12 protein-coding genes are annotated in these 11,740 nt (G+C 57.2%); 7 read left to right on the top strand and 5 right to left on the bottom strand.

Annotated features, from left to right (window positions below; genetic code table 11):
• Nucleotides 1-4: 4 nt before the first annotated feature.
• Complete coding sequence (locus RLW55_RS09910; protein ID WP_423416330.1) at nucleotides 5-829, bottom strand: ABC transporter permease; 825 nt, start codon at nucleotides 827-829, stop codon at nucleotides 5-7.
• 674 nt (nucleotides 830-1,503) lie between these two features.
• On the opposite strand from RLW55_RS09910, the gene RLW55_RS09905 reads away from it, so the two are divergent.
• Nucleotides 1,504-2,670 (top strand): hypothetical protein, encoded by a 1,167-nt coding sequence (locus RLW55_RS09905; protein ID WP_423416329.1) that lies wholly within the window; start codon nucleotides 1,504-1,506, stop codon nucleotides 2,668-2,670.
• A gap of 25 nt (nucleotides 2,671-2,695) precedes the next feature.
• Here the strand turns inward: RLW55_RS09905 and RLW55_RS09900 are convergent, their stop codons facing one another.
• Both RLW55_RS09900 and RLW55_RS09895 read right to left on the bottom strand, forming a co-directional pair.
• Entirely contained in the window at nucleotides 2,696-3,010 is a 315-nt protein-coding gene (locus RLW55_RS09900; RefSeq protein WP_013949323.1) for an EthD family reductase, read from the bottom strand.
• Between the two features lie 66 nt (nucleotides 3,011-3,076).
• Nucleotides 3,077-4,120: an LLM class flavin-dependent oxidoreductase gene (locus RLW55_RS09895; protein WP_423416328.1), complete on the bottom strand. Its 1,044-nt coding sequence runs from the start codon at nucleotides 4,118-4,120 to the stop codon at nucleotides 3,077-3,079.
• A gap of 182 nt (nucleotides 4,121-4,302) precedes the next feature.
• Between RLW55_RS09895 and RLW55_RS09890 the strand changes: the two genes are divergently transcribed.
• Nucleotides 4,303-4,482 (top strand): hypothetical protein, encoded by a 180-nt coding sequence (locus tag RLW55_RS09890; RefSeq protein WP_409560906.1) that lies wholly within the window; start codon nucleotides 4,303-4,305, stop codon nucleotides 4,480-4,482.
• 99 nt (nucleotides 4,483-4,581) lie between these two features.
• Complete coding sequence (xrtE, locus tag RLW55_RS09885; protein ID WP_423416327.1) at nucleotides 4,582-6,189, top strand: exosortase E/protease, VPEID-CTERM system; 1,608 nt, start codon at nucleotides 4,582-4,584, stop codon at nucleotides 6,187-6,189.
• A 28-nt stretch (nucleotides 6,190-6,217) separates the two neighbouring features.
• On the opposite strand, the gene RLW55_RS09880 is transcribed toward xrtE, so the two are convergent.
• Nucleotides 6,218-6,889, bottom strand: a complete 672-nt coding sequence (locus RLW55_RS09880) for a TetR/AcrR family transcriptional regulator (protein WP_409560908.1) — start codon at nucleotides 6,887-6,889, stop codon at nucleotides 6,218-6,220.
• A gap of 197 nt (nucleotides 6,890-7,086) precedes the next feature.
• On the opposite strand from RLW55_RS09880, the gene RLW55_RS09875 reads away from it, so the two are divergent.
• From RLW55_RS09875 to RLW55_RS09860, 4 genes are all read left to right on the top strand, one after another.
• Nucleotides 7,087-9,114 carry an FUSC family protein gene (locus RLW55_RS09875; RefSeq protein ID WP_423416326.1) on the top strand — a complete coding sequence of 676 codons (2,028 nt, stop codon included), beginning with the start codon at nucleotides 7,087-7,089 and terminating at the stop codon, nucleotides 9,112-9,114.
• Nucleotides 9,111-9,320, top strand: a complete 210-nt coding sequence (locus tag RLW55_RS09870) for a DUF1656 domain-containing protein (RefSeq protein WP_013949329.1) — start codon at nucleotides 9,111-9,113, stop codon at nucleotides 9,318-9,320. The genes RLW55_RS09875 and RLW55_RS09870 overlap by 4 nt, the downstream gene beginning before the upstream one ends.
• Nucleotides 9,317-10,219: an efflux RND transporter periplasmic adaptor subunit gene (locus tag RLW55_RS09865; protein WP_423416325.1), complete on the top strand. Its 903-nt coding sequence runs from the start codon at nucleotides 9,317-9,319 to the stop codon at nucleotides 10,217-10,219. Before RLW55_RS09870 ends, RLW55_RS09865 begins: the two co-directional genes overlap by 4 nt.
• Nucleotides 10,220-10,321: 102 nt before the next feature.
• Nucleotides 10,322-11,212 carry a dienelactone hydrolase family protein gene (locus RLW55_RS09860; protein ID WP_423416324.1) on the top strand — a complete coding sequence of 297 codons (891 nt, stop codon included), beginning with the start codon at nucleotides 10,322-10,324 and terminating at the stop codon, nucleotides 11,210-11,212.
• Between the two features lie 12 nt (nucleotides 11,213-11,224).
• Here RLW55_RS09860 and RLW55_RS09855 read toward each other — a convergent pair whose 3' ends face one another.
• Nucleotides 11,225-11,734: a hypothetical protein gene (locus RLW55_RS09855; RefSeq protein ID WP_423416323.1), complete on the bottom strand. Its 510-nt coding sequence runs from the start codon at nucleotides 11,732-11,734 to the stop codon at nucleotides 11,225-11,227.
• Between the last annotated feature and the right edge of the window lie 6 nt (nucleotides 11,735-11,740).

Here is an 11,740-nt window from a genome sequence, read left to right as displayed (position 1 = left end):
GATCTTAGACGAGGTCAGCGAATGAGCGCTCGGTCCGGCGGAAGTATCGGATGCCGATCCAAAGCATGAGCATGGTAACACCGAGACTTACCGACAGGCCTGGGAGGTAAAGTCTGCTGGCATCGCCCAGAAGGCACCATCGGAAGCCGTCAATCACTCCAACTACAGGATTGAGACTGTACCAAACGCGAATACTCTCGGGCACTACCTCACCGGAGAAGCCAACCGGCGATACATAGAGTCCGAATTGAATGACGAACGGAATGATGTATCGCATATCTCGGTATTTGACGTTGAGTGCCGTAATCAAGAGCGCCGGTCCAAGGCTCGCGGCAATTGCAAAAAGCATGAAGAACGGCAGGAATATAATGTGCCAATTCGGCAGACAGCCGTACCAAGCCATCAGCAAGAACAGGATTATCAAGTTAGCGAGAAAATCAACGAGTGCCACGACTCCGGCGGAAGCTGGAACGATCATCCGCGGGAAATAGACTTTGCTGATAACGTGCGCGCTTGTAATCAGGCTGTTCGATGCTTCGCTCAGCACGCTCGAAAACAAGAACCAGGGCAGCATTCCGGCGAATACAAGGATCGGATAAGGAACGCCTCCGTCGCTCGGCAGCTTTGCCAGCTTTCCAAACACAACGGTGAAAACGATCATCGTCAAAAGTGGACGAATGATCGCCCAAGCAATACCGATGACGGTTTGCTTGTATCTGACCGCGATATCGCGCCACGCTAGGATGGCGAACAGCTCGCGATAATGCCAAAGGTCGGACCAATAGTTGCGCTCAGCGCGCCCTGCTTCGAGGACGAGCAAACGCGGCATTCGATCTGCTGGCGAAATCGCGGGTCTCTTCGATGTTTGAGATGGAGAGAGAGAAACGCACGCATCAAATCGCGTCCAGCGGGTAAGCTGGTGGCGGCTTCGAAATGCGAAAGGGAAAAATCTACCGAACTGCGGGTGAATCGCTTCACCTGACAGAGAAAACTGGCAGCGGCCGTTTCAATCGCTGGAACGCGAACCGCGCCTGCAAATGCACTTGTGCAGAGCGTCGCGCCCAGCGTCAACGATTTTTTTACCAATTTACCAGTTATCGCGGCGCATATGCTGCGTCGCTATCGCTATATGTCGAGATCGCATCTGGTGAACATTGCTACCCGACCGCATTTACCAAGTCGATGAATCGAGCCTCGCAAAACAAATATATACAATACATACTATCCGTGTACGTTTTTCTATTTCCCTCTTCGGCCCCGAAGGACCTTTCTCTATTTGGGGTTTAAAAAAATACGCGACCAAAGATTGCTACACGCTGGACACTCAACGCTTCAAATTAGTGTGCGATCTTTGTCGGACGTTTAGAAACGATCCATCAACTTTGTTCGAGATTTCGTCTGCGCAAGAGAATTCGTCTGTCTAAGGCTGAAGAGAGAGCCTCGAATTTTCTCCTAATTTGTTCACGAATTGAGCATTTATATCAAACTGGGGACGCCTCGATCGTGGTTGGCGAAACGCATGATATTGCGATTGCGGCGCGACGATTGCGTAAGACGCGTTTGTTGCGGCATCAGAATGAGCGGGCGACTGGGGTGCACACGAACGATCTGCCGGTCTTTCTCGTCAACCCAACGCGCTTTCCAGAGCTTACGGAAGAGCCTGAACCCGAGCGCGACTTCCGCGCCAAGCTTGCGCTGCTTTATGGACAATCGGCTGCAGCGCTGGCACCGTACGCCAACGCAATCAAAGCTCACCTCGTCGGCCTTCGCACACATCTTTATGATCTTCCGGCTCTTTGGCGGCGCGATAGCGTCAAAGAACAAATTACAAAGCTCGCGGTCGCCGCATTCCTCGTCTCGCTCGCTCTTCTTTCGACGCTCGACCGTCCGCAACAGCCAATAAAGAACGCTAGAGCTGTCGCACCGGAGCCGCCACCACCGGCATTCGACCTCGATCAAAGACTCGCCTTTGCACAGAACCTTCGCGATAGGCTGCTCTCGAATGCCATCACTCTCAGCATGCAAACGGCGACGCCGGCTCTTGCACCTTTGCCCACGCTCGCGCCTTTACCGATCGATCGCGACGCCCGCCAAATTTCAACCGAGGCCGAGCAATCTGAAACACCAACTGTTGGCGGCGATCAAGAGACGAGCAGGATGGCAGTTCCACAAATCGCTGCCGATGACGATGCGAAGTGGCGTTTCCCATTCGATAGCCAGCCCTATGTTACTGGCAGCCTGCCTCGATCGCCAGACGGCTCGTTTCGTGCCGAACTCGCGATGTCGGATGTCATGACTGACAGAAGCAATCGGGCCAGCATCGCTGAGAACGAGAATGAGGATGCGTCAGCCGCAGTGGCACCAAAAGTAAAACAGGACAAGCCCACAAAGCGGAAGAAAGCCGTCGCGCAGAAACGGCGAGCACCCCAGGACAATCAGATGACGGCGGCCGCGGCACCACAACCGACCGGCGTTCCTGGGGAACCCAATCTGCCGCCGCCGCCTATCTTGTTTTTTCTTGGAGCGCCGCCGCCGCAGTCTGCACAGCCGGTGCAGACATCGCCGTCAGCTGCGCCAGCGGCGACCAAGGCGCCGCCGCCAGCCCCACCACCGGCAAACAAGCCGTGGGTTCCGAATTCGCTTTCGGACGTCTTCAAGGACGCTTACTGACGAAAGCCCGCGCCGCTGGCGCTATTTACCCAACCTCGACTTCGCTGATTTGCAGAACCGGCGAGAGATCGGTGTAATTGGGAATATCCGCCAGGATTTCACGCGCATGCGGCCCGAAGCCTGACTGAAACGCCTCTACGGAGTCACAGAAAATGTGGCACATGCCGATGTAGGTGGGCGGCGTACCGGGAGCTGCGCCAGCAATGCCTCTATCGACCGTATAGTACTTGCAGGTATCGCCCATCTTTGCTTTCACCATGGGCATGTGCTTGTCGCGATAATAGTCGTGGTCAAACCGGGCATTTGGCGTGTTCGGATACATGACGCTGACTTTGATCAAAGGGCGTTCCTTTCATTTTTTCACTGTCTTCAACGAACGCGGGCACACCATCGCGACCACGCTTAATCACATTTGCTTCGCGAGTAAGGTACGAACCACCGGCGCAACTTCCGTCCCGAGAAGCTCGATCGATTTCCTCATCGCAACGTATTCCGCCGATGCGGAGCTCATTTGAAATGTGAAACGATCGACGCGACCGAGGACCTCGCTCGCCTCGACGATTTTCTTTGCGACAGTGGCCGGATCACCAATCAGGAAAGCGCCGCCCGGTCCACACATCGCCTCGAACTGCGCGCGCGAAACCGGTGACCAGCCCCTCTCCCGTCCAATGTCCGTGAACATCCGCGCCCAACCCGGAAAAAAGGTATCTTTCGCTTGGTCTGCGGTATCCGCAACGAAGCCCATCGCATGGACGCCGACACGCAGATGTTGTGGAGGATGGCCGGCGCGCGCGTAGGCTTGGCGGTAAAGATCAATGAGCGGGCGAAATCTACGAAACTCGCCACCAATGATAGCGACCATTAACGGCAGACCGAGTTCTCCGGCGCGGGTGAACGATCTCGGCGTACCGCCGACGCCAATCCACACAGGCAGCACATCTTGGTGGGGGCGTGGATAGATGCCTTGGCCGGAAAGCGCCGGGCGAAACTTTCCCGACCAATTTACATTCGTGCTCTCCCGTATCTTCAGAAGCAGTTCAATCTTCTCAGCAAAAAGAGCGTCATAATCTTCAAAGAGCATCCCAAAGAGCGGATAGGCTTCTCCGAAGGACCCGCGCCCGACGACGAGTTCGGCGCGTCCCTTCGATATCAGGTCGAGCGTGGCGAATTCCTGAAACACGCGAACGGGGTCGGCGGCGCTCAACACTGTTACGGCGCTGGTCAGTCGTATCGATTTGGTACGAGATGCGGCGGCCGCAAGGATGATCGCGGGAGCCGAATCGAGAAATTCGGGACGGTGGTGCTCACCAATGCCGAAGACATCGAGGCCTGCGCGATCCGCGACTTCAATTTCTTCCAGTAAATTCGCCAATCGGTCTGTCGGAGACAAAGTCCCGACGGTCGCAGCCTCTGGCATGATTGCTGCAAAACTGTCTACGCCAATTTCCATTCAGGCCCTTTCGGAACGAGTTCTTGTGCAATGCAGCGGCGGATTTCAACGAGCGAAGGCGACGTCGAGACTCCTATCATGGGACAATTCCGCCGCGACATTAACCACCTGTTTACGTTGTTCTTGATGGACCACGGCACCCGTTTTAGTCGCTTCAACATGTGTTTGCGTAGGAGACGTCCATGCAATTTGTGGTCGATTGTTTCATCGTCGTTTGGCACTGCGTCGGCGGTGGCGGTGCAGGCGATCCCGGAGGCCCGCACCCGGCTCCGGAAATCAATGCCGCCAGCAGTGTCGCGGCGATCGCGCTTCTCCTTAGCGTCGGCGCCATTGTCTATCGCCGCATGCAGCAAACACAGTAGCGATAATCTGGCAGCCTCTGCCATCGCATGGCAGGCATGCTTCGCATGTTGAAAGCTGCCTCTCATCCCGCTTGGCCCTCGGTTCGAATTGTGTCGACGATGGCGCTTGTCATCGTCGAACTGCTGACGATCCGACTCTTTACACCTCTTCCGGATGTCTGGGGCATCTGGCCAGTTGTCGGCGTTGTCCAAGCTGTTCCGAAAATACTTCTGCTAGTGGCCGCAATTTTTGTGGTTGTCGGCTGGTCCAAGCGCAGCGCGATCCTCGCAGCCTTCAATCAAGATGCAGACCCGGTGCAGATATCAGCGACAGCCGCAATCAGCGCGGCTGCGATGTTGGCCGCTTTTCTCGCGCGCGGACTCCTCGCCCAGGCTCCTCCAGGCGCTGATGCCTTTCTTGCTTATCTCTATTCGGCGTTATTCCTGACGGCGATAACGTCGCTCGTCCTTGTCGCTGCGCCGCTAGGCTTTTGGCGAGAGATCGTAACGTTTTGCAAACCGGAACTGATGCTGGCGCTCGGACTGGGTCTCTTGGGATATGTCACTGGCGCAACCCTCGATAGAGAGCGCGGCAGTTTTTTATCGGAAGACAATTGGGCTGAGCTTTCTGACGCCACCCTGCAGTTGTCGTACTGGATCCTCAAGCACTTCGATCACAGCGCTTTCATGGACCCGGCTACGCGCGTTCTCGGCGCCGGCGATTTCAGCGTCAGGATCTTTGCGGCATGTTCCGGTTACGAAGGCATGATGCTGATCGCAGTGTTCGTCGTAGGATATATCGTGATCTTCCGTCGCTCGCTGAAATTTCCCAACGTCCTTTTGCTGTTCCCGTTGGCGATGGGCGCAATCTGGCTCCTCAACAGCCTGCGGATTGCCCTGCTGGTCTTCATTGGAGCGAACTTTTCGCCGGATATCGCTCTCGGAGGATTTCATTCGCAGTTCGGCTGGATCAGCTTCTTACTCATCGCAATCACGATCATGACGGTTGCGCAGAAGCTCGCTTTCTTCGGTAAGAGATCACCGATCATGGCAGCGGCGATGTCAAATGCAGCAAACGCGGCGCGTGCTCGACAAGCCGCCGATTCCAATCCAGCGCTTATCTTTCTTGCACCGTTTATCGCGCTGATGGCCGGTCAAATCGTGACTCGCATTGCGGCGCCTCACGACTATCTGCTTTATCCTATTAAAGTCATTGCGGTATTTGCGGCGCTGTATGCCTTCCGGAACGTCTATAAGCAGCTGCTGGGCACTCCGGATGCTGCCTCGGTTTTGATTGGCGGGATTGCGGGCGTGCTGTGGATCGCGACCGACCCAGGCGCTGGCAGCCACACGCCGCTGGAGCAGTCGCTTTCGGAATTCTCGCCGATCGTGGTCGCTCTCTGGCTCGCGTTCAGAGGCATCGGCACCATCATCATGGTTCCGATCGCGGAAGAGCTGGCGTTCCGCGGATATCTCTACCGCGTCCTACAAGCGGCAAAATTCGAGACAGTCGATTTTAGGGCATTCGGACTTGTCGCTCTCGTCGTCTCTTCAAGCTTGTTCGGTCTGATGCACGACCGGTGGCTTGCGGCAGCATTAGCCGGTACGCTTTACGCGCTGTTGATGATCCGCCGAGGCCGGATCGGCGACGCGATCGCGGCACACATGACAACCAATGCAGTCATTTTCACGTGGGCGGTAGTCGCCGGACAGTGGTCGCTTCTTTAACACAACGCTGCAAGGCGGCCCCTATTCATCAAGCCGCCTCTTTCGCGAAGATCAAGTCGAGCTGCGTCTCGAACAATTCACCGATATTGACCGGATGCGCCCGATCGAGAAACTTGTTGATGACGATACCGGCCCAGACCGGCGCCAAAAGCAAGTACGGGTTTTTGACTAGACGATCATCCTTGAGTTCGCCTGATTTCCGCGCAGCCATGGCCAGCCGCTTCACCTTCTGAAGGAGCGGCTCGATGACGTCGCGCCGGTAGATCTCGGCAATGGCCGGAAAACGCACACCCTCCGTGATGACCATACGGGCGATATCCGCACGGCTCTTCTTCTCGATCTGGTGGATCGAAACGACGAGCGTCCGGCGGAGAAAATCTTCGACACTCTCGTTCGGCGCGCGCTTGGCGTCGTCCGTATCGATGTGAGCGTTTACAATTTCTTGCTGCACGACGGCCGAGAACAGTGCTTCCTTGGCGATGAAATAGCGATAGATCAGGCCCTTTGCGACGCCTGCGCGCTTCGCCACAGTCTCGATGGTGGTGTTCGCAAACCCCTTTTCCAGAAACTCCGCCAGCGCCGCATCGACGATTGACTGTCGCGTCATGGCGGTCTTTTCCGGGCTGGCTCCGCGTCGGCGAATGACCGGCGGGTCGTTGCGGACAAGATTGGTGACGGCGGATTGTGTACTTTTTTGCATGTCGCCTCACTTCGTGAATCGGCTTATGCGGCCACGCACTCGATTTTGGATGGATACCTATGCGCCCCACGCATTATCAGCGTTGAGCGTTTGTCTTGACAAAAGTGACCGCGAAGTCATTTATACCTAGTTGAGGGCAATGTTCAAGATCGAAATTCGTCAAACCTCGTTTTAGTTGCTCTCAAACAGGATGTGCGATGGCCTTCCCGGCTCTACAGCAGTGGATTTTTTCGTTTAAGACGACGATTGCCGCCTTACTGGCGCTGCTGATCGCACTGTGGCTTCCGCTGCCTAATCCCTATTGGTCGATCGCAACGGTTTACATCGCATCAAACCCGCTATCGGGCGCGACGAGATCCAAAGCTATCTTTCGCGTCATCGGTACGTTGCTTGGTGCATCAGCCGCTATCGCGATGGTGCCCAATCTCGTCAACACCCCGATCCTGCTGATCATCGCTCTGGGTCTTTGGTCCGCAGGCTGTCTTTATATCGCCATGCTCGACCGCACGCCGCGAAGCTACATCTTCATGCTTGCAGGCTACACTGCAGCGCTGATCGGCTTTCCGACGGTGGACGTACCGGGCACGATTTTCGACGTGGCGCTGGCGCGGACCGAAGAGATCATCGTCGGCATTCTATGTGCTGCCGTCGTCTCAAGCATCATCTTGCCGCGCCCTGTTGCGCCGGTGATCGCACTGCGACTCAAAGCTTGGCTTGCCAACGCGGACGTGAGCGCCCGCGATGCGCTGCAGTTGCGGACCGGAGCCGAGCCCGACCGGCATCGGCTGAAGCTTGCAGGCGATACAGGCGAAATCGAAAATCTCAGCACGCACCTCATTTATGATGCGGGAGGCCACCCGGAGTTCCTGCGACTCATTCGTGATGTCCGGCCGCGCATGCTGATGCTTATTCCCATTCTGTCCTCGATCGCGGACCGACTTCATGAGCTTTCCTTGCTAGGTGGCCCATCGCGCGCGGCACAGCAGCTCGTCGATCGGATGGATAAATGGCTTGCGGCCGGCGGAACCGATGCCGAAGAGCTCGATCGCTTGAGAAGCGATATCGAAGCCTGCGTCGACTCAACCCGCGCTCATCGCAGCTGGCACGACCTGGTGGAGCTCAGCCTTCTTATCCGGTTGGGCGACCTTGCCGCGATCCGATCGGATTGCCTCGACATTCTAAAGAGCGTTGAGCAGGCGTCCAATCATATATCGAGACCGTATACCTATCCTATCGCCGAGCGGGCTGCCCTGGTCCATCATTACGATCACGGCCTTGCGATGTTGTCAGCGGTCGTCAGCTTCGCGACGATTTCCATCTGCTGCACGTTTTGGATTCTGCTGTCCTGGCCGGAGGGCGGCTATGCGGTGTTGATGGCTGCCGTGGCGGGCAATCTGTTCTCGGCGCAAGATAATCCGGTGCCGTCTATCGTCATGTTCGCGAAGTGCTCCGTCGTTTCTATCGGGATTGCGGCGCTATACGTCTTCGGCATTCTTCCTCACGTTCACAATTTCGAAACGCTCGCGCTTGTGCTGGCTCCGGCTCTCATCTTTTTCGGGTTATGCATTTCGAAACCCGAAACGTTATTCATGGGGCTCGCTTTGGCAATCTGCGTGGCTGCGATGATGGGCCTACAGGTGACTTTCAAGGTCGACACGTCGACGTTCTGGAACAGCAGCATCGCTACGTCTGTTGGCGTCATCCTTGCCGCGACGACGGCTTCAATGCTGCGTACACTTGGCGCCGAATGGAGTATTCGCCGACTCGCGGTCGCCAACAAGGAGACGCTGGCGGAGATCGCAGATGCTCAGACCGCACGCGACGAGGCGCGGCTGACCGGCGTCATGCTCGACCGTCTTGTTCTTCTTGCACCGCGAGCAAAAGCTGCAGAACACCGGATTCCTGGCGCGATCGGAGAGTTGCGGGAAGGTTTCAACATCCTTGATCTCCGGCGATCGCGTATCGGGCTTACGCCTTACTCGCGGCGGCGCATCGATGCCGTGCTTCTCATGCTGAAGCGCTATTATCAGAACAAGTCCACGGTGCCGGCGCCGGACTTGCTTCTTGCTGCGGTCAATCGCGCGCTGGCGGTCGTTCGAAACGAGCATGGCGCGTCTGCGCGCTCGGCGTTGCTTGGCCTCGTCGGCCTGCGGCGCAGCCTCTTCCCGGACCGCTCGCCTCCTCATTTGCCCCACGCTCCGGTCTTGCTCGAGGCTGCGCAATGAACGAGGAAATCAGTCTGTTCGGCATCTTCGTGCCGTCCGTTCTCGCGTGCTCCGTCATCTCGTATGTCGTTATGGTGGCGGTCTCGCGCGTCCTCCGCGCCGTCGGCGCATATCAGTACATCTGGCATAGGTCGCTCTTCAATCTTTCAATGTTTGTTTGCATTCTTTGCGCGACTGTCCTCTTCCTCTTTCAGGCTCAGTCATGAACCCACGCCTAAAAACCTTCATACGCTACGGCACGACACTTGCGCTCGTCGGGGCTGCCGTATTCGCCGGCTGGCTGCTTTGGGTTCATTATGAACTCGAACCCTGGACACGCGACGGCCGCGTTCGCGCCGACGTCGTCGAGATTGCACCAGACGTTTCCGGGCTCGTGACCAAAGTGATGGTTCGCGACAACCAGATCGTCCACAAGGGCGACGTTCTGTTTCAGATAGACCGTGACCGTTATCTTCTTGCGCTGAGGCAGGCTGAAGCCGATGTCGAGGGCCGCAAGGCGGCACTCGAAGCCGCGCAAAAGGATCTGGTGCGCTATAAAAATCTGACGAATCTTTCTGTCTCGGATCAGAAGGTCGAACAGGTGATCGCTACGCAGGCTCAGGCTGCAGCGGATTTACATAAAGCCGAAGCGGATCGCGACCTCGCGAAGCTCAACCTGGAGCGTTCGGAAGTCCGCGCATCGGTCAACGGCCCGATCACGAACTTCGACCTGCAGCCCGGCAACTATGTCACCGCGGGCAAGGGCGTGGCGGCCCTGATCGACAATGATTCCCTGCGCGTCGAAGGCTACTTCGAAGAAACTAAGTTGCCGCTCATCCAAGTCGGCGACAAAGCCGTCGTACACCTGATGGGTGAGGACAGACCGATCCTGGGCCATGTCCAGAGCATTGCCGGAGGCATCGAGGATCGCGACCGTAGTGCCGGCTCGAACTTGCTGGCCGACGTCAACCCGACATTCAGCTGGGTTCGTTTGGCGCAGCGTATTCCCGTGCGCATTGCACTTGACCACGTGCCAGAGGGCGTCCGTCTGGTCGCCGGACGGACGTCGACGGTTGTGATCACGCCGGAAGACGGCAAGCATCCCCGCGACACGGCACAGAAATAAGCCGATAGCCGTGGCGCTGGACGTCGTTTCCCCTTCATCGAGATCGATATATCATCGCGACACCGAGCCATCGGGCCGTCGCATCTCGATAGGGAGGCCATCATGCGCGTCAGCGATCATCTTGCATCCGACATAATCGGGCTCATCCGGCGCGCGAAGCTCTCCCGCCGCCGCTTCATGACAACGTCGGCCGCCGCTGCCGCCGGTTACACGCTCGCAGCTGGCCCGGTCAGTGCTGCCGCGATTGTTACCGACACTAAAGGCCTCGACGCCGGAGCCGCAACGATCGAAACAGCGGACGGCGCGATGCCCGCATATTTCGCCAAGCCAGCTGGCGTTGCCAATCCACCCGTCATTCTGGTCGCGATGGAAGTCTTCGGTCTGCACGAATACATCAAGGATGTCGTCCGTCGGTTGGCGAAGCTCGGCGCCCTCGCGGTCGCACCCGACTATTATTTCCGGTTGGGGGATCTCGCGAAAATCAGCGACATCCATGCTCTGATCCCGCTCGTCAATTCAAAGCCTGACGGGCAGCTCATTTCCGATCTCGACGCGACGGTCCGCTGGGCGAAGAGCCAGGGCGGCGATACTTCTCGCCTCGGCATCGTCGGCTTCTGCCGCGGCGGACGAACGGTCTGGGTCTATTGCGCGACGAACCCGAACGTTAAAGCCGGGGTTGCTTTCTATGGCTCACTTGTCGATCCTGCCGCGCAAAAAGCGATCTGGCCGAAAAGTCCAATCGAGCTTGCGTCGGAAATGAAAGCCCCTGTCCTCGGGCTTTACGGCGGCGCCGACCAGGGTATTCCGCCTGAGCAGGTTAAAACCATGAAGGCCGCACTTTCTGCCGCCGGAAAAACAGCTGAGTTCAAGATCTATCCCGGCGCGCCACATGGGTTTCATGCCGATTACCGCCCGAGCTATACGCCAGATGCCGCCAAGGATGCATGGAAGCAGATGACGTCCTGGTTCAAGCGTTGGGCTGTTCTGGACTGACGCCATCGCAGTTCAACGCGATGCTTCCGTCTCGCATACTTTGAGCTGCTCGCGCGCTTGGTCGATGCCGGTAAGATCTGCTGAGTACTCGCTACCGTCTATGCCGATCGACAGCGGCTGTGCTGGAAGCCTGTTAATGGTATTCCACGTCTGCTCGCTCTCGCCTTCCGTCGTTGCGAAAGCGGGACCCGCAGGCGTAACGAATAAATCTCCAAATGTCGTACCCTGATCGGAGAACGTCATCTTGCCCGCACGGCTCGGCGGCTGCTTTTCATCTACCAACGTGATGAGCGTCACGGGACCGCTTTTGACAATCGACAAACCAAAGGGTCGGCCCTCCTTGAAGGCTTTTCCGGTCGCGCACACGCGAGCCCCATCGGCGTGTTGACGCAGTTCTGTCAACCATCCTGCATCTGTCCACCAGGATTTGATCACTTGACTGGTGTCCGCCAGAGCGATCTGCGGAATAATCGCCCAAGCCGAACAAATCAAAGCGTAGCTGAAACGATGCATCACACCCATTTATGG

Source organism: Hyphomicrobium sp. B1 (assembly GCF_049532635.1).
In the GTDB taxonomy this organism is placed as follows: Bacteria; Pseudomonadota; Alphaproteobacteria; order Rhizobiales; family Hyphomicrobiaceae; genus Hyphomicrobium_B.
Note: the sequence above shows the minus strand (reverse complement) of the source record. Positions and strands in the feature narration are given on the sequence as shown.

Bases quoted from the DNA above. Each gene is read 5' to 3' on its own strand.
- xrtE (WP_423416327.1), top strand. From the start codon at position 4,582: ATGGCGCTTGTCATCGTCGAACTGCTGACGATCCGACTCTTTACACCT.
- RLW55_RS09865 (WP_423416325.1), top strand. From the start codon at position 9,317: ATGAACCCACGCCTAAAAACCTTCATACGCTACGGCACGACACTTGCG.
- RLW55_RS09890 (WP_409560906.1), top strand. From the start codon at position 4,303: ATGCAATTTGTGGTCGATTGTTTCATCGTCGTTTGGCACTGCGTCGGC.
- RLW55_RS09880 (WP_409560908.1), bottom strand. From the start codon at position 6,889: ATGCAAAAAAGTACACAATCCGCCGTCACCAATCTTGTCCGCAACGAC.
- RLW55_RS09875 (WP_423416326.1), top strand. From the start codon at position 7,087: ATGGCCTTCCCGGCTCTACAGCAGTGGATTTTTTCGTTTAAGACGACG.
- RLW55_RS09895 (WP_423416328.1), bottom strand. From the start codon at position 4,120: ATGGAAATTGGCGTAGACAGTTTTGCAGCAATCATGCCAGAGGCTGCG.
- RLW55_RS09855 (WP_423416323.1), bottom strand. From the start codon at position 11,734: ATGGGTGTGATGCATCGTTTCAGCTACGCTTTGATTTGTTCGGCTTGG.
- RLW55_RS09860 (WP_423416324.1), top strand. From the start codon at position 10,322: ATGCGCGTCAGCGATCATCTTGCATCCGACATAATCGGGCTCATCCGG.
- RLW55_RS09870 (WP_013949329.1), top strand. From the start codon at position 9,111: ATGAACGAGGAAATCAGTCTGTTCGGCATCTTCGTGCCGTCCGTTCTC.
- RLW55_RS09910 (WP_423416330.1), bottom strand. From the start codon at position 829: ATGCCGCGTTTGCTCGTCCTCGAAGCAGGGCGCGCTGAGCGCAACTAT.